Below are 23,681 nucleotides of genomic sequence, written 5' to 3' on the forward strand. Positions count from 1 at the left end.
CCCTGTCGTCGCCACTGGTTGACGTGCAATCACTAAAATAGTAACAATACCTATGCGGGCCAACGTCGGGTTGTCCGGCGATTTGTGGTGTTCTGGCGCAAACGACTCGACCCTCGGCCCGGGAAACGGAGAAACGACCATGGATCCGTCGGAACGAGAGTTCGGGCCGTCCGGTATCGCGCTGTCGCAATACCGCTTCCCCACCGGCTGGTTCATCGTCGGGTTCGCCTCCGACCTGGCGGCCGGCGAGGTCAAGCGCGTGCACTACTTCGGCGAGGAGCTGGTGCTGTTCCGTACCGCGTCCGGCCAAGTGCACGTGCTCGATGCCTACTGTCAGCACCTCGGGGCGAACATGGGTGTCGGCGGCACCGTGGAGGGCGAGAACATCGTCTGCCCGTGGCACGGTTGGCACTGGCGCGGCGACGGCACCAACGCGTTGATCCCGTACAGCAAGATCGGCTGCAAGCAAAACGTGCGCGTCCGCACGTACCCGTGTGTGGAGTGGTACGGCTTCATCCTGGTCTGGCATGAGCGCCACGGCCGATTGCCGTACTGGCAACCGCCGGTGCTCCCCGAACTGGAAACCGACGAGTATTACCCGTTGCACCCGCACACCCGGATGGTCAACCGGGTCAAGGTGCACGCGCAGATGATCATCGAAAACGCGGCAGACCCGTATCACGTGCAGTATGTGCACAAAGCCGCCAACCCGGCGAACACGGCATCGTTCGAGGTGTCCGGCTATCACTTGCACGCCACCGTCAACGCTCACTTCGGCGGTGGGCGCGCCCAGACCTGGCTGACTCCCAATGGCCCGGTCGACGCCAAGATCATCTACGACAACTATTCGCTGGGCATCGGAATCGTCCGGTTCCCCAGCGATCTGGTCGCGACGATTCAGGTCACCGGGCAGACCCCCGTCGACGAGGACTACACGGACTACTTCTACACCCAGGCTTCGGTCCGCGAGCCCGGCGACACCGGTGATGTGCCCACTGGCCGTGCCGCCAGATTCCTTGCCCTGCAACGGGAAGTCATCAAGCAGGACTTCTTCACCTGGGAAAACATGAAGTACCTGGAGAAGCCCAACCTCGCGCCGGAGGAAGCACACGACTACGCCGCGCTGCGCCGTTGGGCGCACCGCTTCTACCCGGGCGAACAGCCCTCGCCGGACGACTTCGGCTACACCCCTGACGGTTCGCCCGACCCGGCGGCCGCACAGGCTTGAGCAGCTCGATGCTGATCGGGCCAATTGATTTCGGTGTGCAGCAATTCACCGTCCCGGAGGTACTTGATCATCGCGCCGAACAGTTCCCGGACCGGGTGATGATGTCGGTCGCCGGCACATCGGTGACGTTCGAGCAGATGCGGGTGCGCTCTTGCGCGGCGGCCAGCGTGCTGCACGATCTCGGCTTCCGCCGCGGGGATTGCGTTGCGTTGTTCACCGCGACCTGCCCGGAATGGATCTACTTCTGGCTGGGCGCGGCCCGCATCGGCGCGCGGACCGCCACCGTCAACGCCGCCTACCGCGACGAGTTCCTGGTGCATGCGCTGCAACTGTCGCAGGCGAAGGCGATCGTCACCGACGCCGATCGGCGCCCCCGCCTGGCGGAGGTCGCCGACCGGTTGCCGGCCCTGGGTGAGGTGTTGGTGCAAGGTGATTCCCTGGACGCGGCGCTCAACAGCGCGGGCACGACGACTGATCATCCGAGCTCACCCGACGAAGTCGGCTCGTTGTTCTTCACATCGGGAACCACCGGCCCCTCCAAAGCGGTTGCGACCAGCTGGCATTACCTCTTCACGGTGGCAGCGACTGTTGCGTCGGCGTGGAAGTTCGGCGAAGGCGAGGTGTTGTGGTCGGCGATGCCGCTCTTTCATCTCAGTGCCGCACCGATAGTGCTGGCCCCGATGCTGGTCGGTGGCACCACGGTGCTGGCTTCGGCCTTCCACCCGGCCACCGTGTGGGACGACATACGTGCTTGTGGTGCAGTCGGATTCGCCGGCGCCGGCGCGATGGTCTCAATGCTGTGGAAGCAGCCGCCGGATCCGCGCGACGCCGAGCTTCCGCTGCGGTTCATCTCCGCTGCCCCTATCGACGCCGCCATCTACCGCGGCATCGAGAAGCGTTACGGCTGTAGCGTTGTCACCATGTACGGTATGACCGAGGCATTCCCGATCGCGGTCAAAGGTGTCGACGACGACGGGGTTCCGGGCACATCGGGTCAGCCAAACCGAAGCTTCGACGTTCGCATCGTCGACTCCAGCGGCGAGCCGCTGCCGGCCGGGACGGTCGGCGAAATCGTCTGCAGGCCCCGCTATCCGCACGTCATGAGCGAAGGCTATCTCGACGGCAACGGCGAGCTGGTTCCGCACCCGCAATGGTTTCGCACCGGAGATCTCGGTGTCTTGGACGGCGACCTGAACCTGACCTACGTGGATCGGGTGAAGGATTCGTTGCGTCGGCGAGGCGAGAACATCTCGTCGGTCGAAGTGGAAACGGTCGTCATGCAGCACCCGGCAGTGGCCGAGGCTGCCGTGGTGGGCGTGCCCAGCGATCTCGGCGAGGACGACATCTTGCTGATCGCGACACTGCAGCCGCAGGCGACGCTCGACTACGCGGAACTGCTGGACTTCTGCTCTGCGCGCATGCCTTACTTCTGCGTGCCGCGTTATGTCGACATCGTCGACGAAATACCCAAGACGATCATTGGGCGGGTGCGCAAAGATGTGTTGCGTGCCCGCGGACTCGGTCCCGGTGCCTGGGATCGTGAAGCGCACGGATACGTCGTCCGCCGGTGAGATCGGGAGAATCGTAATGGCCATGACATACCAAGAGCAGTATCTGCTCAACGGCGCGGCAGGACGCAACGCCATTCTGGATCTGACCGCGCGGCACAACCGGTGCTATTCCGCCGGTGATCGCGACGGCTGGATCGCGACGTTTCGCCACTCCGGGGCGTCCTACATCCGCGACGGCCAGGAATTCACCGATTTGCGCGCCGCGTTCGACGGCGGCGGCGGGCAGCGTCTGGTGGCGGTCGATCACGAGATCAACGTCGACGGCATCAACGCGACCCAGCGTTGCGTCGCCCTGCTTTTCACCGTCGGAGACGACGGTGCCACCACGCTGCGGGCCACCGGCACCTATGAAGATCAGCTCATCTACGAACGCGGCGGCTGGTATTTCACCTCCCGTGCGCTGCAATGGGATTCGGCGCTGACTCGACTGTGACAGACATCAGCGGCCAGCTGGCGTTCGGCAGCTATGAAGATGCGCTGCGAATGGTCGGTGTGACGTCCGAGCCGCGCACCGCGGCCACGGTCGTCAGCGCGGCGCGGATCCAGCTGTTCGCCGCGATGGTCCGCGACGCCAATCCGTCGTACTGGGACGCCGACTTCGCAGAGCGGACCTGGGGAGGTCTGCTGGCCCCGCCGGCCCTGCTGATGGGGTGGCTGGTGCCGCCGCCGTGGCAGCCGACCCCGGGCCCGCGGGTATCGGCGATCGCGCTGCGAGTGCCGCTGCCGGGCACCACGTTCATCAACGCCGGCAACGATGCGGAGTTTCTGCTGCCCATCGTGGAGGGGGACCGGCTCACCATTGTCGAGGAAGTGGTGTCGGTGTCACCGGAGAAGCGGACGCGGCTCGGGGTCGGTCATTTCGTCGAGACCCTCGATACCTTCAGCCGTCAGGACGGTGCCGTGGTGGCCCGTAATCGAAACACGTTGTTCCGGTTCACTCCCGAGGCGGCTTCGTGATGCGCGCCGGCGACGATGCAGAGCGAAGCGATGAGGAGGAGCGGCGCCATGGCATCGAGTGGGATCAACTCAGCGTTCCGGTTGAACTGCCGCAGGTCGTCGACGAGATCGACTATCAGCGGGTGGTGATGAACTCGGGCGCGACGTGGGACTATTTTCCCGGCCATTTCGACCCGGTCTATGCCCAAAGCCAAGGACATCCAACGATTTTCGTCAACACCATGCACATTGCTGGATTCGTCGACCGGATTGCCACCGAGTGGGCTGGACCGACGAGCCGAGTCGTGCGCCGGAAGATGACACTGGCCGGCCCGATCTATGCGGGCGACACCATGGTCGGCGCGGGACGTGCGGTCGCCAAACGCGCCGACACCACCGTCGAGCCGCCGCGGTATCTCGTGGATCTGCAGATCGAAGTGACCAATCAGCGCGGTGAGCTGTGCTGTCCGGCCGAACTCACCTTGCAGGTGCTCGGTTGACGTCGGCGTGCCCCGGCGGAACGGGCGAGATTGCGAAATCGGTGGTCGAAAGGGTATCGCGATGGGGTTGTTCGATGACGTGACGATAGGGGCGATCATCCTCCGGGTTGCTAGCGTTGACGCTGCGATCGAGTGGTACCGAGCGAACTTCGAAATCGAGCCGGTGCGCGTGGGGGCCGACGGTGAGCACCCGATTGCCACTTACTCCCTTGGCGGGATGATGGTTTCGTTGTGGCAGCTGCCTGTCGGCTGCACCGACCGACCGCACACGGATGTCTGTCCATACCCGGTGTTCGTCACGAAAGATATCGGTCGGGCTCACGAAGCGCTCGTGTCAAAAGGTCTGAGGACGACCGGAATTCGGGCCAGTACCAGCACCCGGTTCTTCCAGACCGAGGACCTCGACGGCAATCGGTGGGAATTCTCCGAAATATATTTGGAGAGCTAGAAGTCATTTGTCCGACACCGGGCTGAACCGTCCCGGGCGCGCCGAGTGTGGGGGAAATGTACAGAATCCGGCAACTTTTCGTCCATATCCCCCACGTTCGACGAGCCGAATGACTCGGGGTGCTAGGCGATCGGCGGCATAGCCCCCTTGCTGACCACCGACTGCAGTTCGACGTATTCGCTGAGGCCCTCGGGTCCGAATTCGCGGCCGATGCCGGATTGCTTGAAACCGCCGAACGGGCTGGCGATATCTAGTGTGTACATGTTGATTCCGTAGGTGCCGGCGCGGACACGGGCAGCGACGTCCAGGCCGTGCGCGGTGTCGGCGGTCCACACCGATCCGGCCAGACCGTAGTCGCTGTCATTGGCGATACGGACCGCGTCCTCTTCGTCTCGGTAGGTCAGCACACTGAGCACCGGGCCGAATATTTCCTCGCGAGCGATGCGCATGTCGTTGGTCGCGTCGGTGAACAGGGTCGGCCTGACGTACCACCCGCGGTCGCTGGGCGGCTCCTCGCTGCCCAGGACGAGGCGGGCGCCTTCTTTCATCCCGGACCGGATGTAGTCCTGCACCCGATGTTGTTGGCGCTGAGCGACCAGGGGCCCGATATCGGTGGCCTCGTCGGACGGATCGCCGACGCACAGGTTGGACATCATGTCGCGCAGCGCGTCGGTGACCTCGTCGCGGCGGCGTTCGCTCACCAAAATGCGGGTCTGCGCCACACAGGCCTGCCCGTTGTTCATCAGGCTGGCCGATTTCAGACCCTTGACCGTCTCGGCGATATCGGCGTCGTCGAGAATGATCGCCGCCGACTTGCCGCCCAGCTCGAGGCTCACCCGCTTGAGCTGCTCCCCGCACAGCGCCGCGATCCGGCGACCGACGGCGCTCGACCCGGTGAATGCGATCTTGTCTACACCCCGATGGCGAACCAACGCCTCGCCGACGTCGGCGCCGCCGGGGAGAACCGACACCACCCCGTCGGGCAGGTCGAGTTGCTCGATCATTTCGGCCAACCACAAAGCATCCAAGGGCGTTTCGGGTGCGGGCTTGACGATGACCGTGCAGCCGGCGATGAGCGCGGGAATCAGCTTGGGCATGATCAGGAATTGCGGCACATTCCACGGCACGATTGCGCCGACCACTCCCACCGGCGCCCGGTGCAGGTGGACCTCACCCAGCACGCCCTGGCGGCGTTCCACCCACGGGAACTCACGGGCAGCGGCCAGCGCGAGGTGCATCAGCGACATCGCCGCGGTCGCCTGGCCCAGCCGGCTGAAACTGCGCGGTGAACCCATCTCGGCCGTGATCAGGTCAGCCATCTCATCGACATGACCGGCATAGATCGCGGCGAGCTGTTCGACCTTGCGCATCCGCTCGGCTGGCTCTAGCCGCGGCCACGGACCGTGATCGAACGCCTGGCGTGCGGCGGCGACCGCGGCGTCGACATCTGCCGGACCCGCTGCCGCGGCCTCGCCGACCGGTTCTTCGGAATGGGGCGATATCACCGTCAGCCGCTGCCCGGTCGAGGGTTTGCGCCACTGACCGCCGATGAAAAGGTTGTCGTAGCAACGATGTTCAAGCTGTTCGGGCATCCGGGCACCACCTCGTGAAACGGGCTGCATACCTAATCCTGCTAACATAGCAAAAAAACGCGTGACAAAGAGGCTGCCGTGGATTCCGATTGGCGTCGCTACCCGTTCCGGCTGGTTCCTGACGACAGGTTGCTGGACTTCCCGGCCGCCGAGGGCGAACACCGAGACCATGAATCCGACACCTGGTTCCTGGCCGGCGAGCTTGCCGCCACCTCCGGCCGGACGTTCGCGTTTCTGGCGATCTTCAACAAAAACCGCCCGGGCGGTTCGATCGTCGCCGATTTCTACACGATGGCGCTATTCGATTGTGACGCAGGCACATACGCCACTTACACCGACTACGACATGCCGCCGTGCAATGCCGCCACGCCCAAATTGACTGCGACGGCGGGCCACCTGGACATCCGCTACGCCAGCAGCGCTGGGCCCGTCGTCTGGACGACGTGCTGCGACGACGACGGCGAGCTGATCCCTTACAACTACCGGGTCGCCCTGAGAGGGGCAGATCAGGCCGGCCAGCCGATGCAACTCGACTTGACCGTGACACCGACGCGCCCGCCGGTGCCGCTCGGCGCGTCCGCGCACAACGGGAAAATCGCCTGTTTCGGCCAGGACGACACCTATTCGTACTTCCAGACCGGGATGGCCATGGCCGGCACACTGCGCTGGGGTGAGCTATGTGAACAAGTCAGCGGCAGCGCCGGGCATATCGACCGGCAGTGGTTCCCCCGCTACGCCGGTGGTGGCGGAACCGGGGGAGACCCTCGCGCCAGGTCCCACGAATGGCGCACGATCAACCTGGACAACGGCGTCGACTTGAGCATCTGGCGCCAATTCGACCGGACTAACAACAATGCGTTGCAACCGTTTTCGGGAGTGACAGTCAGCTATCCCGATGCGCCGCCGGAGTGCGCCGAGGACGTCGAGGTCGTCGTCGACAGCTATGTGCGCTGGCCCGAGTCCATCAAGCCGCTGGTGCCGCCATTGGCTGAGGTCCGCTACATGCCCGACCGACACCGGCTTTCGTCCGCCGCACTGGAACTCGACCTCACCGGCGAGCCGCTGGTGGGTGCCCCCGCGCATGCCCTGCCGATCGAATACATGGAAGGGCCGTACCGTTATCGCGGCACGCTGCGCGGAAAGCCGGTGAGCGGCTTCGGCTTCTACGAGCGCTCGCTGGCCCTCTACCGAGATTGGGAATTGGCGGGCGTGCTCGACAAGTGATGCGCCGAAATCGACATTAGCGTGGCGTCTCGTCGATCTTTTCCGCGCTAGCGTCGATCTCGACGACGGGTGAGGCCAGCGCCTGCGCCCAACTGATGTGGCGGTGCTGCAGGCCGGGTTCGTTGCGGCCGAACAACAGGTGATCGCGCGCACCGGACTCGAGGTTGGCCTGTAAACCTTCGACGAGCCGGTAGTCCTCGTCACGCACGGTGGCGTGAGCGTACTCGAAGACCGCCTGGGCTCCCGCGGCCACAGACTCGTCGGAAAGATCCAGGGGGGTCGAATTCTGGTGCACCGTAATCGATCTGCCTGGCCGGTCGCCTGGGTAGATGCGGAACAGCTCCCCGTTGGCGATGGTCACCGACAACACGATGTTGGGGAACAACGCGTAGATCACCACCAGGTTCTGGAATGGATCCCACTGCTCTTCGGGCACGTTCTCCAGATCGAGGATCGAGTTGAGCGGAAAGATCAACCGGTGATGGGGCCCGAACGCGTCGAACACGGTGCAGTTGCTGCGCGCGATCGTGGCGAAGGTCTGCCGGTGCACGGTGGCGAAGTGATAGTTCTCCGAAAAGGTATCGACGGCCAGTTTCCAGTTGATCGGTGAGTCGAGGACCTTCTCACCCAACGGCGACCATCGGCCTATGTTCCAGGAGTCGAGTTCGGCGGCCAGCGGGCCCAGGTGTGCGGCGACATCCAGCGTGGCGGTGCGATCGAGTGATATCCAGAGGAATCCGGCGAATTCGGTAGCGGGCAGCTCGGTCAGCCCGTCGGATTTCAGTCCGATACCCGGGAAGCCCTCGCGGCCGGGTACTGCCACCAGACGCCCGGTGTTGTCATACGTCCAGGCGTGGTAGGGACAGGTGAACCGTTTGGCTGTCCCGCATCCGCTCGCCACCTGGGATTGCCGATGCAGGCAAACATTGTCGAACGCGTGCACGGATCCGTCGGAGGTTCGGGTCAGCAGAATCGAGCGCCCCATCACCGTCTTGGTGCAGTAAGAGCCGGCCTCGGGCAACTCCGATACATAGCCGACCAGCTGCGGGCTGGTTATCAGCATCGCCTTGTCACGCTCGTGGCGCTCAGCGGACGTGTAGTCACGCGCATCGACGACGTGCTCGGACGGCGCGAGGTCGGTGGTCTTGTCGCGGGCCAGTTTCAGGGCACGCCGAGTCAGGTCGATGAGCTGGTCGCGATCCATGCCTCCATTACAGACCTTCGTCCGGTTGTAATGTCAAGACGCGGCTGAGCAGTCCTGCGGTTTATACCCGCGACGCGGTGCGGAATCGGTCCCGATACGCCTTCGGTGACACACCGAGACGGCCCGTGAACACTCGTCGCAATGTTTCCGTGCTGCCGAAACCCGACAGCGCTGCGGTGTCGGGGATGGTGCGGCCGGCGTCCAAGGCGGCGCGCGCGGCGTCGATTCGAACCATCTCCACATAGCGCGCCGGGGTCGTTCCAAGCTCGGACTGAAAGAGCCGCGTCAGTTGCCGGGTGCTCAACGACGCACGTCGAGCAAGCGTTTTCACGCTGTGGTCAGCCGCCGGATCGGCGGCGATCGCATCGGTGACCCCGCGCAACACCGACTGCGGCGGTGGATCGGCCTCGACCAGCACCGAGAACTGCGACTGCCCGCCCGCACGCTTGAGGTAGACGACCAGCCATCGGGCCACCTCTCGAACCAGGTCGGCGCCGTAATCCATCTCGACTAACGCCAGCGCGAGATCGATGCCCGACGAGACTCCGGCCGACGTGAAGACGTTGCCATCGCGGACGAAGATGGCGTCTGGCTCAACGGTGACATCGGGGAACGCTCGGGCCAGTAGCCGGGCTTCCCGCCAGTGCGTGGTGGCGCGCCGACCAGCGAGCAGCCCCGCCTGCGCGAGCACGAACGACCCGGTGCAAATGGAGGCCAGCCGTCGGGTTCTGCCCGCTATCGATCGGATGGCCTCGACGAGTTCGGGATCGATGGGCCGCTGGGGCAGGTTGTCGCTCCCTGCGACCATCACCGTGTCGGCGCTGGTGATGGCCGAAATGCTTTCGGTGACACCCAATGTGGTTCCGATCGAGGTTGTAACGTCGCGCCCGTCGACCGATGCGATCTTGAGCTGATAGTGCCCGCCGAACCGGTTGGCTTCGGTGAAAACCTCGGCCGCTCCGGCAACATCTAACAGCGTCACGTCGTCGAAGACGACGATCACCACCACCCTTGGACGGCCATTCGCATCAGTCACACGCCTATTGTGTCGCTTTCTGTGGGAAATGTGGCACTTCGGTCATCGTGGGTTGAGGTTTGGCGCGACCAGACTCGACGTAGGTCTACTAATTCCAAGGAGCGCAGCATGCCTTCGCGTCGAGTACTGATCACCGGAGCGTCGAAAGGTATCGGATGGGTAGTGGCCCACCGGCTGGCCGAGGATGGTCACCAACCGATCGGCCTGGCCCGGAGTGCACCTCACGATTTTCCGGGTCAATTTCACGAGGTCGACTTGGCTGACCGGGCAGCCACCGCGGCCACGCTGGACAAGATCGTTTCGGAGGCGGCGGTCGACGCGGTGGTCAACAATGTCGGCTTCGCCCAGTTCGGCCGGATCGGCTCGATCGACCTGGATCATCTCTTCGACACCTACGACCTGAACGTGCGCACTGCCGTGCAGGTCGTGCAGGCCGCGTTGCCCGCAATGGTCGCCGGCGGGTGGGGGCGCATCGTCAATGTCACCAGCCTGACCACGCTCGGCACTCCGGAACGCACGCCGTACGCCGCGGCCAAAGCTGCACTCGAAACCTGCACGCGTATCTGGGCGGGTGAGCTGGCCTCGGCCGGCATCACCGTGAACGCGGTGGCACCGGGACCCACCGAAACCGAGATGTACCGGGAACGCAGTCCGGTGGGGTCCGAACGCGAGGCTCGCTTCCTGGGAACCATTCCGCTGCATCGGGTCGCCAAGCCGCTAGAAATCGCCGCCGCGATCTGTTTCCTGCTCGACGAGGACGCCGGATACATCACTGGTCAATCCTGCGTGTCGACGGTGGCGGAAGCATTGCCGCATGACTGCGACCGAAAAGCCACCGCCCGTCGGACGGCTGGGTGCCTCGTCGGCGGTGCGGTCGCTGCGGTTGGGCGACGTAGACGCCACCTATGTGGTCGACGGAGTGGTCGCGATACGCCCATCGGCATTCTTTCCCGACGTTCCCGCCGACGCGTGGTCGGCGTGGCCCGAGTTCGTCAATGCTCGCGGTGAGATTCCGATGAGTGCGGGCGGCTTGCTCGTCGAACGTGAGGGACGCACGCTGCTGATCGACGTTGGCGTCGGCGCGCTCACATCAAAGTTCGCCTACGGCTCGGTTGATTGGGGCTCGATGCTCGATGTCCTTGCGGCATTGGGACGATCACCCGACGACATCGACATCGTCGCATTCACCCATCTGCATTTCGATCACGCCGGCTGGGCGTTCACTACAGACGTAACTGGCCGCAGCGTCAAGACGTTTGAGAATGCCCGCTACGTGTTGTCCGCGCCCGAGTGGGAGCCGTATGCGAAAGACCCTGACCATAAGGATGTCTCGACACCCCGACACGTCATCGGCCCGCTTGCGTCCACTCACGCGCTCATCACCGACGGTGACGAGATCTTTCCCGGCGTGCGGGCGATGGTGACCGGCGGACACAGTCCCGGACACACCTGCTACGTGATCACTTCGGACACAGGTCGACGCTTGATCGTGCTGGGCGACGCGTTCCACAGCCCGGCGCAGTTTGCCCATCCGGATTGGCTTTCTGCGGCTGATGGCGACGCGATGGCGGTTTCCCGTGCCCGCGAGCGACTGCTGGACGAGCTGATGCGACCCAACACCTTCGGATTCGGTTTTCACTTCGGCGATTGCCCGTTCGGCCGGCTGGTGACCGACGAGGCGGGAATCCCGAGCTGGGAGCCGGTGCCGACGGTGGTGTTCGCGCCGGCACCGCGCGGGCCGCAGGCCCCGCAGCTCACCGGAGAGTCAAGACGCACGGCAACCAAGGAGGCACAATCATGACTGCTCAAGCAATCGACACCATCGCCGGGATCGCGATCCCCGACACCGCGCTGGTACGTGAGGCCACCGAATTCATTCGGGACGCCGAAAACGATCTGCTGTTTGATCATTCGCGACGGGTCTACCTCTTCGGGGCGCTGCAAGGTCAGCGCCGCGGACTGCGGCCCGATCTCGAGTTGCTCTACGTCGGCGCGATGTTCCACGATCTCGGGCTCTCCGAGCGCTACCGCACCTCGATGCTGCGTTTCGAGGTCGACGGCGCCAATGCCGCACGGGATTTCCTGTTGGCCCGCGGTGTCGATGAGGCCGATGCCCGCAAAGTCTGGCTGGCCATCGCCTTGCACACCACACCCGGCGTGACCGAATTTCTGGACCCGGAAATCGCTTTGGTCACCGCCGGTGTGGAGACCGATGTGGTGGGCATCGCCCGCGACGACCTTTCCTCGGACGCGCTCGCGGCCGTGACCGCGGCTCACCCCCGGCCGGACTTCAAACGGCGCATCCTGCAGGCCTTCACCGACGGCATGAAGCATCGCCCGCACACCACCTTCGGCACGATGAACGCCGACGTGCTCGAACGCTACGATCCGTCGTTCGTCCGTGACAACATGGTGGAAACGATCCTCAACAACAGCTGGCCTGAATAGGAGTCCGGTCTGACCGTTGTCCTCTCGGGCGCGTCGGGACATGATGTCCTCAGTTGCGCACGAAGGGTTAAAGTCATGACGGTCAACATCGTCGACCGCGGTCCCAAGCAGGTGAGCCGCTCGGTCGATGTCCACGCTCCGGCATCCGAATTGTTCGCGATCGTCGCCGATCCGCGTCGCCACCACGAGCTCGATGGGTCGGGCACTGTCGGCGACAACATCCGCGGCCCGGAGCAGCTGACGGCCGGAGCACGATTTTCCACCAAAATGCGGATGTTCGGATTGCCCTACCGGATCACCAGCACGGTGACCGAGATGAAACCGAACCAACTCATCGAATGGCGTCATCCGCTCGGGCATCGCTGGCGCTGGGAGTTTTCCGAGCTTTCACCGACCGACACGAGGGTGACGGAAACGTTTGACTACCGGGACACCGGCGGGCTGAAGGACCTGCTGCACTACTACGAAATCACCGGTTTCGCCAAGCGCAATGCCGCAGGTATCGAGGCGACGCTGGCCCGGCTGCGCGACCGCTACCAGAAATGAGTACGACCTGACCCCCTAGACGCGCGCGGCCGCTGATGCCGATGTGACCCGTGTCGTCAAACGTGGTATTTGATGCAGTTGTCGTACTCTGTGACTCGTGTCGATGTCACGGCGCGAAGTGCTCAAATTCGCGGCCGCAACGCCTGCGCTGCTCGCGCTCGGCGTCGCAGCCTCGCCGCTGCGCGCCATTCTCGCCTCGGCAAGTCCGCTGGGCGTGTTGCTCGATTACGCCGCCGGAGTCATTTCCGCTGCCGACATCAAGGCGGCCGGAGCAATCGGAGCCATCCGTTATGTTTCGGATCGCAGGCCGGGCGGAGCCTGGATGCTCGGCAAGCCAATTCAGCTGCAAGAGGCGCGCGACCTGCACCAAAACGGTCTGAAGATCGTCTCCTGCTACCAGTACGGCAAGCAGGACACCGCGGACTGGTTGGGCGGTCAAAGCGCCGGGGTGAGACACGCCCAGCGGGGTTGGCAGCTGCACAGCGCCGCCGGCGGACCAGCCAGCGCTCCGATCTACGCGTCGATCGACGATGACCCGTCGTACGAGCAATACAAGCAGCAGGTCGCACCCTATTTACGCGGCTGGGAATCGGTGCTCGGTCACCAGCGCGTCGGCGTCTACGCCAACTCCAAAACCATCGACTGGGCGCTGCAGGACGGCCTCGGTTCGTATTTCTGGCAGCACAACTGGGGCTCGCCGCGTGGATACACCCACCCCGCTGCCAACCTGCACCAGGTCGAGATCGACAAGCGCAGTGTCGGAGGCGTCGGCGTCGACATCAACAACATCCTCAAGCCCCAGTTCGGCCAGTGGGCCTGAGCCGGGCCGCGGCGTGTGAGCTGACCCCGCAGTAAGTTCCAGCAAACTTTTGGCATGGTGCTCGGCGGCCCGGTTTTCGGCTGAGGCGCGGCGACGTCGCAGCCGACACGGCGCGCGGTAAGCGAGGCCGGCGAAATTTTCGGCGTAACGATTTGATAACAATACTGCCTTGATCTGCGCTTTATGCCTACTCGACCGTAACCACCTGCATGCAGCAGGTTTGTTCCGCAGCCGTTCGAGAGCGCACGGACGGTGTGTTACCCACGTAACCGCTACCCATGCGTAGAACTCGCCAGTAACCGATCGGCGAACAAAAACTCTGCCGTTCTTATGACACTCTTATTGCAGTCGACGACCCCGATGCTCATACCTCCGACCGACCCGCCGAGACGCCAAGGTCAGTCGGGAGGCGGCGCAATTTGACGGGGGCCCCGACAGGAATCGACGACATCCAGGGCGGCGTGGCTCTGACATATGAGCGATACGAGCATCACAGGAGACAGACAACGTGACGATCCACGAGCATGATCGGGTGTCCGCCGAGCGTGACGGGATGACCGCCGAGGCCGCGCGGAGCACTCATGCTCTGGTTGATCGTCTGACCGCCGGGGAGCCGTACGCCGTCGCTTTCGGTGGGCAGGGCAGCGCGTGGCTGGAAAGCCTTGAAGAGCTGGTCTCGTCGGCCGGTATCGAGGCGGAGTTGGCGACGCTGGCCGGCGAGGTGGACCTGCTACTCGAGCCGGTCGCCAAAGAACTCGTCGTCGTGCGTCCAATCGGTTTTGAGCCGCTGCGCTGGGTACGCGCGTTGGCCGCCGAAGACCCGATTCCATCCGCCAAGCAACTGACTTCGGCTGCCGTGTCGGTGCCCGGTGTGCTGCTCACCCAGATCGCCGCTATGCGCGCGCTGGCACGGCAAGGCATGGATCTGTCGGCGACACCGCCGGTGGCTTGCGCCGGACACTCGCAAGGCGTGCTGGCCGTCGAGGCCCTGAAAGCCGCGGGCGATCGCGATATCGAGCTGCTGGCCTTAGCGCAGCTGATCGGTGCGGCCGGCACGCTGGTGGCCCGGCGGCGCGGCATCTCGGCGCTCGGCGACCGCTCGCCGATGGTGTCGGTGAGCAACGCCGACCCCGAACGCATCCATCAGCTGCTCGACGAGTTCGCCCAGGACGTGCGGACCGTGCTACCGCCGGTGCTGTCCATCCGCAACGGCCGACGTTCGGTCGTCATCACCGGAACGCCCGAGCAGCTTTCGCGGTTCGAGCTGTACTGCAAGCAGATTTCGGACAAGGAAGAGGCCGAGCGCAAGAACAAGATCCGCGGCGGCGACATCTTTGCACCGTTGTTCGAGCCGGTGCAGGTCGAGGTGGGATTCCACTCGCACCGGTTGGCCGACGCGATCGACATCGTCGCCGGCTGGGCCGAGCAGGTCGGTGTCGACGTCGAACTGGCCCGCACGATGGCAGAGGCCATCTTGGTCAAGCCGTTCGACTGGGTCGACGAAGTCGTTGCGCTGCACGAGGCGGGGGCGCGCTGGATCCTCGATCTGGGGCCCGGCGATATCTTGACCCGGCTCACGGCGCCGGTGATCCGCGGCCTCGGTGTCGGGATCGTGCCCGCGGCCACCCGTGGGGGCCAGCGCAATCTGTTCACCGTCGGGGCTGTCCCCGAGGTGGCCCGGGCGTGGTCCACCTACGCCCCGTCGGTGATCACCCTGCCCGACGGCCGGGTCAAGCTCTCGACGAAGTTCACCCGGCTGACCGGGCGGTCACCGATCCTGCTGGCAGGTATGACCCCGACCACCGTCGACGCCAAGATCGTTGCCGCCGCCGCCAACGCCGGACACTGGGCCGAGCTGGCCGGCGGCGGACAGGTCACCGAAGAAATCTTCGCCAACCGAATCGAGGAGTTGTCCGGCCTGCTCGAGCCCGGCCGCACCTACCAGTTCAACGCGCTGTTCCTCGACCCATATCTGTGGAAGCTGCAAGTCGGCGGAAAGCGGTTGGTGCAGAAGGCTCGTCAGTCGGGCGCGCCGATCGACGGCTTGGTCATCAGCGCCGGCATCCCCGAGCTGGAAGAGGCCGTCGAACTGATCGACGAGCTCAACGAGATCGGCATCAGCCACGTGGTGTTCAAGCCGGGCACCATCGAGCAGATCCGCTCGGTCATCCGCATCGCCACCGAGGTGGCGACCAAGCCGGTGATCATGCACATCGAGGGTGGACGCGCCGGCGGCCACCACTCCTGGGAAGACCTCGACGACCTGTTGTTGGCGACCTACTCCGAGCTGCGCTCGCGGCCCAACATCACGGTCTGCGTCGGCGGTGGTATCGGCACGCCCGAGCGGGCGGCGGAATACCTGTCCGGACGCTGGGCGCAGCCTTACGGCTTCCCGCTGATGCCGATCGACGGGATCTTGGTGGGCACGGCCGCGATGGCGACCAAGGAGTCCACCACCTCGCCGTCGGTCAAGCGGATGCTGGTCGAAACCCAGGGCACCGACCGGTGGATCAGCGCCGGAAAAGCCCAGGGCGGCATGGCTTCCAGCCGTAGCCAGCTCGGCGCCGACATTCACGAGATCGACAACAGTGCATCGCGGTGTGGCCGGCTGCTCGACGAGGTCGCCGGTGACGCCGAGGCGGTCGCCGAGCGCCGTGACGAGATCATCGCCGCGATGGCCAAGACCGCCAAGCCTTACTTCGGCGACGTCGGCGAGATGACGTACCTGCAGTGGCTGCGGCGGTACGTCGAGCTGACCATCGGCGACGGCGATTCGACCGCCGACACCGCTTCGCCGGGCAGCCCCTGGCTGGCCGATACCTGGCGCGATCGATTCCAGCAGATGTTGCAGCGCGCGGAGGCTCGGCTGCACCCGCACGACTTCGGGCCAATCGAGACGTTGTTCAACGACGAGGGACTGCTGGAGAACCCGCAAGCGGCCCTCGACAAGCTGCTCGAGCGCTATCCCGACGCCGAAACGGTGCTACTGCACCCGGCCGACGTGTCGTTTTTCATCACGCTGTGCAAGACACCGGGCAAGCCGGTCAACTTCGTGCCGGTCATCGACAAGGACGTCCGCCGTTGGTGGCGCAGCGACTCGCTGTGGCAGGCACACGACGCCCGCTACGACGCCGACCAGGTGTGCATCATCCCCGGTACCGCTTCGGTGGCGGGCATCACCCGGCTCGACGAGCCGGTCGGCGAATTACTTGATCGCTTCGAGCAGGCCGCCATCGACGAGGTGCTTGCCTCTAACGGGCACCCGGAGCCGGTGACCGCCCGACGGCGGATCCGCACCGATGTCAGTGGGCCGCTAGCCATCGTTCTCGACGCGCCCGACGTGCTGTGGGCCGGGCGCACCGCCACCAACCCGGTGCACCGCATCGCCGATCCCGCTGAATGGCAAGTAAACGAAAACCGAACTGCCACACACTCGTCTACCGGTGCGCGATTGCAAACCGAGGGTGACCAGGTGGTGCTGAGTGTGCCGATCTCGGGCACCTGGATCGACATCCGGTTCACGCTTCCCGCCAGCACGGTCGACGGCGGCACCCCGATTATCAGCACCGAGGACGCCGCCACCGCGATGCGTTCGGTGTTGGCGATTGCCGCCGGTGTCGATGGCCCGGACGCGCTGCCGCCTGTGTACGAGGGCAAGGCGACGGTCACCGTGGACTGGAATCCGGAGCGGGTGGCCGACCACACCGGCGTCACCGCGGTCTTCGGTGAGCCGCTGGCCCCCGGTCTGGCCATGGTGCCCGACGCACTGGTCGGCAGCTGCTGGCCCGCGGTCTTCGCGGCGATCGGCTCAGCTGCCACTGACACCGGTATCCCGGTGGTGGAAGGCCTGCTGAGCCTGGTGCATCTGGACCACGCCGCACATCTGGTCGGGCAGCTGCCCACCGAACCGGCCGAATTGACCGTCACCGCAACGGCTTCGTCGGCCACCGACACCGAGGTCGGCCGCGTCGTGCCGGTGGCGGTGACCGTGGCCGACGCGGAGGGCTCCGTGCTGGCGACCCTGCAGGAACGCTTCGCGATCCGCGGTCGTACCGGAGCTGCCGAACTCACCGACCCGGTGCGGGCCGGCGGTGCGGTGTCCGACAACGCCACCGACACGCCCCGGCGGCGGCGCCGCGACGTCACGCTGAGCGCGCCGGTGGACATGCGCCCCTTCGCTGTCGTCTCCGGCGACTACAACCCGATCCACACCGACCGGGCTGCCGCACTGCTGGCCGGCCTGGAATCGCCGATCGTGCACGGGATGTGGCTGTCGGCCGCGGCCCAACATGTGGTGACCGCCACCGACGGCCAGGCCCGGCCACCGGCCCGGCTGGTTGGCTGGACCGCGCGCTTTTTGGGCATGGTCCGCCCCGGCGACGAGGTGGACTTCCGCGTCGACCGGGTCGGAATCGACCAGGGCGCAGAAGTTTTGGAGATCGCTGCGCGAATCGGCTCGGATCTGGTGATGTCGGCGACGGCGCGACTGGCCGCTCCCAAGACCGTGTACGCCTTCCCCGGCCAGGGAATTCAGCACAAGGGCATGGGCATGGAGGTCCGCGCCCGCTCGAAGGCCGCCCGCAAGGTGTGGGACTCCGCCGACAAGTTCACCCGGGAAACGCTTGGTTTCTCGGTGCTACATGTGGTGCGCGACAACCCGACCAGCATCATCGCGTCCGGCGTGCATTACCAACACCCCGAAGGCGTGCTGTATCTGACTCAGTTCACCCAGGTCGCGATGGCCACCGTCGCCGCTGCCCAGGTCGCCGAGATGCGCGAGCAGGGTGCCTTTGTGGAGGGCGCGATCGCCTGCGGGCACTCGGTCGGTGAGTACACCGCGCTGGCCTGTGTGACCGGTGTCTATGAGTTGGAGGCGTTGCTGGAGACGGTGTTTCACCGCGGCTCCAAGATGCACGACATCGTCCCGCGCGACGAGTTGGGCCGCTCCGATTACCGACTGGCGGCGATCCGCCCGTCGCAAATCGACCTCGCCGACGCCGACGTGCCCGCTTTCGTCGCCGAGATCTCCGAGCGCACCGGCGAATTCCTGGAGATCGTCAACTACAACCTGCGCGGCTCGCAGTACGCGATCGCCGGCACGGTCCGGGGCCTCGAGGAGCTCGAGGCCGAGGTGGAGCGGCGCCGCGAAATCACCGGGGGCAAGCGGTCGTTCATCCTCGTTCCGGGAATTGACGTGCCGTTCCACTCGCGGGTGCTGCGGACCGGGGTCGCCGAGTTCCGTCGCTCGCTCGACCGCGTGATGCCGCGCGACCGCGACCCCAACCTGATCATCGGGCGCTACATTCCCAACCTGGTGCCGCGGCCGTTCTGCCTGGACCGCGACTTTATCCAGGAGATCCGCAATCTGGTGCCCGCTGAGCCGCTGGACCCGATTCTGGCCGACTACGACACCTGGCTTGCCGAACGACCGCGGGAAATGGCGCGCATCGTCCTCATCGAGCTGTTGGCCTGGCAGTTCGCCAGCCCGGTGCGCTGGATTGAGACGCAGGATCTGCTGTTCACCGAGGAGGCTGCCGGGGGTCTGGGCGTCGAGCGTTTCGTCGAGATCGGCGTCAAGTCTTCGCCGACCGTCGCCGGGCTGGCCGCCAACACCCTCAAGTTGCCCGAATATGCCCACAGCACGGTCGAAGTCCTCAACGCCGAGCGCGATGCCGCGGTGCTGTTCGCCACCGACACCGACCCCGAGCCCGAGCTTGACGAGTTTGATTCCGACGCGGCCGCTGCGGTCTCATCGGAGCCGGCGCCGGTGTCCGATGACGCGCCAGCCGTCGCTCCGGCTCCCGCCGCAGCTCCGTCCGGTGCTCCGCGCCCCGACGACATCGCGTTCGACGCAGCCGACGCCACGCTGGCGTTGATCGCGTTGTCGGCCAAGATGCGCATCGACCAGATCGAGGAGCTGGACTCGATCGAATCGATCACCGACGGAGCATCGTCGCGGCGCAACCAGCTGCTGGTCGACCTGGGGCAGGAGCTGAACCTGGGCGCGATCGACGGCGCCGCCGAGGCCGACCTTGCTGGGTTGCGCTCGCAGGTCACCAAGCTGGCCCGTACCTACAAGCCGTTCGGCCCAGTGCTTTCCGACGCCATCAACGACCAGCTGCGAACCGTTTTCGGCCCGTCCGGTAAACGACCGGCCGCGATCGCCGAGCGGGTGACGAAGACCTGGGAACTCGGCGACGGGTGGGTCAAGCACGTGATGGTGGAGGTCGCGCTGGGAACCCGCGAAGGCACCAGCGTTCGCGGGGGAGCGCTCGGCGAGTTGCACGAGGGCGCGTTGACCGACGCCGCGTCCGTCGACAGGGTCATCGACGCCGCGGTGGCAGCGGTCGCCGCCCGCCGGGGCATAGCGGTGGCGCTGCCGTCCTCCGGCGGTGGCGTTGCGACCGTCGACGCCAGCGCACTCAGCGAGTTCACCGAGCAGATCACCGGCCGCGACGGCGTGCTCGCGTCGGCCGCCCGTCTGGTGCTCGGCCAACTGGGGCTCGACGACCCGGTCAGCCTGCCTGAAGCAACCACTGACGCCGAACTGATCGATCTGGTGACTGCCGAATTGGGCGCGGACTGGCCACGTTTGGTGGCGCCGGTGTTCGACGCCAAGAAGGCCGTGCTGTTCGACGACCGCTGGGCCAGTGCGCGCGAAGACCTGGTCAAGCTGTGGTTGGCCGACGACGACGATATCGACGCCGACTGGGCCCGGCTGTCGGAGCGTTTCGAGGGCACCGGGCACGTCGTGGCGACCCAGGCCACCTGGTGGCAAGGTAAGGCGCTGGCCAGCGGACGGAACATCCACGCCTCGCTGTACGGCCGGATCGCCGCGGGCGCGGAGAATCCGGGCAAGGGCCGCTACAGCGACGAGGTCGCCGTGGTCACCGGCGCATCGAAGGGCTCGATTGCGGCTTCGGTGGTTGCGCAACTGCTCGACGGCGGCGCCACCGTCATCGCCACCACGTCGCGACTCGACGACGAGCGGCTGGCGTTCTACCGCACGCTCTATCGCGATCATGCCCGCTACGGGGCCGCGCTGTGGGTGGTGGGCGCCAACATGGCGTCGTACTCCGACATCGACGCGCTGGTCGACTGGATCGGCAGCGATCAAGTCGAAAGCCTTGGACCACAGTCGATTCACATCAAGGATGCACAGACTCCGACACTGCTGTTCCCGTTTGCGGCACCGCGCGTCGCCGGTGACCTGTCCGACGCGGGTTCCCGCTCGGAGATGGAGATGAAGGTGTTGCTGTGGGCCGTGCAGCGGCTCATCGGCGGCCTGTCCAGCATCGGCGCCGAGCGCGACATCGCCTCACGGTTGCACGTGGTGCTGCCCGGTTCTCCCAACCGCGGCATGTTCGGCGGCGACGGCGCCTACGGAGAAGCCAAGTCGGCGCTCGATGCCGTTGTGACGCGCTGGCACGCCGAGTCGTCGTGGGCGCAGCGGGTCAGCCTGGCGCACGCGCTGATCGGCTGGACCCGCGGCACCGGACTGATGGGCCACAACGACGCCATCGTCAGCGCCGTCGAAGAGGCCGGTGTGACAACGTATTCCACCGACGAGATGGCGTCCATGCTGCTGGGGCTCTGCGACATCGAGTCCAAGGTCGCCGCGGCCCATGCCCCGATCAAAGTCGATCTGACGGGCGGTCTCGGCGATGTCGAGCTGGACATGGCCGAGTTGGCCGCCAAGGCGCGCGAAGAGATGGCCGACGGGTCCGAGCGGACCGACGAGGCCCCGCCCGAGGGCACCATCGCCGCGCTGCCGTCGCCGCCGCGCGGGTACACGCCGGCACCGCCGCCGGAGTGGGACGACCTCGACGTCGACCCCGCCGACCTGGTGGTGATCGTCGGCGGTGCCGAAATCGGGCCGTACGGCTCGTCGCGCACCCGCTTCGAAATGGAGGTCGAAAACGAGCTGTCCGCCGCCGGTGTGCTGGAGCTGGCCTGGACCACTGGGCTGATCCGCTGGGAGGACGACCCGCAACCGGGTTGGTACGACACCGAATCCGGTGATCTCGTCGACGAAGCCGAGCTTGTCGAGCGCTATCACGACACCGTCTTGGAACGCGTCGGGATCCGCGAGTTCATCGACGACGGCGCGATCGACCCCGACCACGCCTCACCGCTGCTGGTGAGCGTGTTCTTGGACAAGGACTTCACGTTCGTGGTGTCCAGCGAGGCCGACGCCCGCGCCTTCGTCCAATTCGACCCCGAGCACACCGTCATCCGGCCCGTGCCCGACTCCACCGACTGGCAGGTCACCCGCAAGGCGGGCACCGAAATCCGCGTGCCCCGCAAGACCAAGTTGTCGCGGACGGTCGGCGCGCAGATCCCGACCGGATTCGATCCGACGGTGTGGGGAATCAGCCCCGACATGGCGACGTCGATCGACCGAGTGGCGTTGTGGAACATCGTCGCTACCGTCGATGCGTTCCTGTCCGCCGGGTTCAGTCCGGCCGAGGTGATGCGTTACGTGCATCCCACGCTGGTGGCCAGCACTCAGGGCACCGGGATGGGCGGCATGACGTCGATGCAGACGATGTACCACGGTAATCTGTTGGGCCGCAATAAGCCCAATGACATTCTGCAAGAGGTGCTGCCGAACGTCGTTGCGGCCCATGTGATTCAGTCCTACGTCGGCAGCTACGGCTCAATGATCCACCCGGTCGGCGCATGCGCCACCGCCGCGGTGTCGGTCGAGGAGGGCGTCGACAAGATTCGGCTGGGCAAGGCCGAATTGGTGGTGGCCGGCGGGTTCGACGACCTGACCCTGGAGGCGATCATCGGCTTCGGCGACATGGCCGCCACCGCTGACACCTCGATGATGCGAGACAGGGGCATCAGCGACTCGAAGTTCTCTCGACCCAACGACCGGCGTCGGCTGGGCTTCGTGGAAGCCCAGGGCGGCGGCACGATCCTGCTGGCCCGCGGCGATCTCGCGGTCAAGATGGGGCTGCCGGTGCTGGCGGTGGTCGGCTACGCGCAGTCGTTCGGCGACGGGGTGCACACCTCGATCCCGGCGCCCGGGCTGGGCGCGCTGGGCGCCGGGCGGGGCGGTAAGGAGTCGCCGCTGGCCCGCTCGCTGGCCAAGCTCGGTGTCGGCGCCGATGACATCGCGGTGATCTCCAAGCACGACACCTCGACCCTGGCGAACGATCCCAACGAGACCGAATTGCATGAGCGCCTTGCCGATTCGCTGGGCCGCTCCCCGGGGGCGCCGCTGTTCATCGTGTCGCAGAAGAGCCTTACCGGGCACGCCAAGGGCGGCGCGGCGGTCTTCCAGATGATGGGTCTGTGCCAGATCCTGCGCGACGGCGTCATCCCGCCCAACCGCAGCCTGGACTGTGTCGACGACGAGCTGGCCGGTTCCGCGCACTTCGTATGGGTCCGGGACACGCTGCGGCTCGGTGGCAAACTCCCGCTGAAGGCCGGCCTGGTGACCAGCCTGGGCTTCGGACATGTCTCCGGGCTGATCGCGTTGGTGCACCCGCAGGCGTTTCTGGCCGCCTTAAAGCCCGAGCAGCGTATCGAGTACCAGCAGCGCGCCCAGGCGCGCGTGCTGGCCGGTCAGCGCAGGCTGATCTCGGCGATCGCCGGCGGCCACCCGATGTACGAGCGCCCCGCGGGCCGGCGTTTCGACGACGCCGGATCTGAAAAGCCGCAGGAGGCAGCGATGCTGCTGAACGCGGAGGCGCGGTTGGGCGACGACGACGTCTACCCGCGGTGAGCATCGTCGGAATCGGGATCGACCTGGTGTCCATCCCGGAGTTCGCCGATCAGGTCGACCAACCAGGGACGGTCTTCGCCGAAACGTTCACACCGGGTGAGCGCCGCGACGCGTCGGACAAGAGCTCGTCGGCTGCGCGGCACCTCGCCGCTCGCTGGGCAGCCAAGGAGGCAGTGATCAAGGCCTGGTCGGGCTCGCGGTTCTCGCAACGGCCGGTGCTCCCGGAGGCGATTCACCGCGACATCGAGGTGGTCACCGACATGTGGGGGCGGCCACGAGTCCGGCTCACCGGGGCGATCGCCGAGCACCTCAAGAACGTGACGATCCATGTGTCGCTGACCCACGAAGCCGATACGGCGGCTGCAGTGGCTATCTTGGAAGTGGACTAGCGC

Annotated in this window: 16 protein-coding genes and 1 pseudogene; 14 read left to right on the forward strand and 3 right to left on the reverse strand. The window is 65.8% G+C overall.

Translation table 11 applies throughout. The features are described 5' to 3' along the window. The first annotated feature begins 139 nt into the window (after positions 1 to 139). From MSP7336_RS13630 to MSP7336_RS13655, 6 genes are all read left to right on the forward strand, one after another. Positions 140 to 1,228, forward strand: a complete 1,089-nt coding sequence (locus tag MSP7336_RS13630) for an aromatic ring-hydroxylating oxygenase subunit alpha (RefSeq protein WP_069394645.1) — start codon at positions 140 to 142, stop codon at positions 1,226 to 1,228. Positions 1,229 to 1,239: 11 nt separating this feature from the next. Further along, positions 1,240 to 2,799, forward strand: coding sequence for an AMP-binding protein (locus MSP7336_RS13635; protein WP_113964907.1), 1,560 nt, complete (start codon positions 1,240 to 1,242; stop codon positions 2,797 to 2,799). Between the two features lie 16 nt (positions 2,800 to 2,815). Beyond that, positions 2,816 to 3,232, forward strand: coding sequence for a nuclear transport factor 2 family protein (locus MSP7336_RS13640; protein ID WP_069394507.1), 417 nt, complete (start codon positions 2,816 to 2,818; stop codon positions 3,230 to 3,232). Positions 3,233 to 3,282: 50 nt separating this feature from the next. Beyond that, positions 3,283 to 3,756, forward strand: a complete 474-nt coding sequence (locus MSP7336_RS13645; protein ID WP_232320936.1) for an FAS1-like dehydratase domain-containing protein — start codon at positions 3,283 to 3,285, stop codon at positions 3,754 to 3,756. Beyond that, positions 3,756 to 4,235: a MaoC family dehydratase gene (locus tag MSP7336_RS13650; protein ID WP_069394508.1), complete on the forward strand. Its 480-nt coding sequence runs from the start codon at positions 3,756 to 3,758 to the stop codon at positions 4,233 to 4,235. The genes MSP7336_RS13645 and MSP7336_RS13650 overlap by 1 nt, the downstream gene beginning before the upstream one ends. A gap of 61 nt (positions 4,236 to 4,296) precedes the next feature. Next, positions 4,297 to 4,683 (forward strand): VOC family protein, encoded by a 387-nt coding sequence (locus MSP7336_RS13655; protein WP_069394509.1) that lies wholly within the window; start codon positions 4,297 to 4,299, stop codon positions 4,681 to 4,683. A 122-nt stretch (positions 4,684 to 4,805) separates the two neighbouring features. Here the strand turns inward: MSP7336_RS13655 and MSP7336_RS13660 are convergent, their stop codons facing one another. Next, positions 4,806 to 6,275, reverse strand: a complete 1,470-nt coding sequence (locus MSP7336_RS13660; protein ID WP_113963916.1) for an aldehyde dehydrogenase — start codon at positions 6,273 to 6,275, stop codon at positions 4,806 to 4,808. 78 nt (positions 6,276 to 6,353) lie between these two features. Here MSP7336_RS13660 and MSP7336_RS13665 point away from each other — a divergent pair, with 78 nt between their 5' ends. Beyond that, positions 6,354 to 7,499 (forward strand): lipocalin-like domain-containing protein, encoded by a 1,146-nt coding sequence (locus MSP7336_RS13665; protein ID WP_113963917.1) that lies wholly within the window; start codon positions 6,354 to 6,356, stop codon positions 7,497 to 7,499. 16 nt (positions 7,500 to 7,515) lie between these two features. Here MSP7336_RS13665 and MSP7336_RS13670 read toward each other — a convergent pair whose 3' ends face one another. Further along, a complete protein-coding gene (locus tag MSP7336_RS13670) occupies positions 7,516 to 8,703 on the reverse strand; it encodes an aromatic ring-hydroxylating oxygenase subunit alpha (RefSeq protein ID WP_069394511.1) in 1,188 nt (395 codons plus the stop codon). Positions 8,704 to 8,764: 61 nt separating this feature from the next. Further along, complete coding sequence (locus MSP7336_RS13675; RefSeq protein ID WP_181786735.1) at positions 8,765 to 9,739, reverse strand: GlxA family transcriptional regulator; 975 nt, start codon at positions 9,737 to 9,739, stop codon at positions 8,765 to 8,767. Between the two features lie 108 nt (positions 9,740 to 9,847). On the opposite strand from MSP7336_RS13675, the pseudogene MSP7336_RS13680 reads away from it, so the two are divergent. The 7 genes and pseudogenes from MSP7336_RS13680 (at position 9,848) to acpS (ending at position 23,678) form a co-directional block, all read left to right on the forward strand. After that, a pseudogene (locus MSP7336_RS13680) lies at positions 9,848 to 10,557 on the forward strand (SDR family oxidoreductase). Further along, positions 10,554 to 11,540 (forward strand): MBL fold metallo-hydrolase, encoded by a 987-nt coding sequence (locus MSP7336_RS13685; protein WP_069394514.1) that lies wholly within the window; start codon positions 10,554 to 10,556, stop codon positions 11,538 to 11,540. Before MSP7336_RS13680 ends, MSP7336_RS13685 begins: the two are co-directional and overlap by 4 nt. Next, positions 11,537 to 12,187 (forward strand): HD domain-containing protein, encoded by a 651-nt coding sequence (locus MSP7336_RS13690; RefSeq protein ID WP_069394515.1) that lies wholly within the window; start codon positions 11,537 to 11,539, stop codon positions 12,185 to 12,187. Before MSP7336_RS13685 ends, MSP7336_RS13690 begins: the two co-directional genes overlap by 4 nt. A 75-nt stretch (positions 12,188 to 12,262) precedes the next feature. Continuing rightward, positions 12,263 to 12,733 carry an SRPBCC family protein gene (locus MSP7336_RS13695; protein WP_069394516.1) on the forward strand — a complete coding sequence of 157 codons (471 nt, stop codon included), beginning with the start codon at positions 12,263 to 12,265 and terminating at the stop codon, positions 12,731 to 12,733. 97 nt (positions 12,734 to 12,830) lie between these two features. Beyond that, a complete protein-coding gene (locus MSP7336_RS13700; protein WP_113963918.1) occupies positions 12,831 to 13,553 on the forward strand; it encodes a DUF1906 domain-containing protein in 723 nt (240 codons plus the stop codon). Positions 13,554 to 14,061: 508 nt separating this feature from the next. Further along, entirely contained in the window at positions 14,062 to 23,289 is a 9,228-nt protein-coding gene (locus MSP7336_RS13705; protein WP_113963919.1) for a type I polyketide synthase, read from the forward strand. Then, positions 23,286 to 23,678 (forward strand): holo-ACP synthase AcpS, encoded by a 393-nt coding sequence (gene acpS, locus MSP7336_RS13710; RefSeq protein WP_069394518.1) that lies wholly within the window; start codon positions 23,286 to 23,288, stop codon positions 23,676 to 23,678. Before MSP7336_RS13705 ends, acpS begins: the two co-directional genes overlap by 4 nt. Positions 23,679 to 23,681 lie beyond the last annotated feature (3 nt).

The sequence above is a fragment of the Mycobacterium shimoidei genome, from assembly GCF_900417275.1.
Taxonomy (GTDB): Bacteria; Actinomycetota; Actinomycetes; order Mycobacteriales; family Mycobacteriaceae; genus Mycobacterium; species Mycobacterium shimoidei.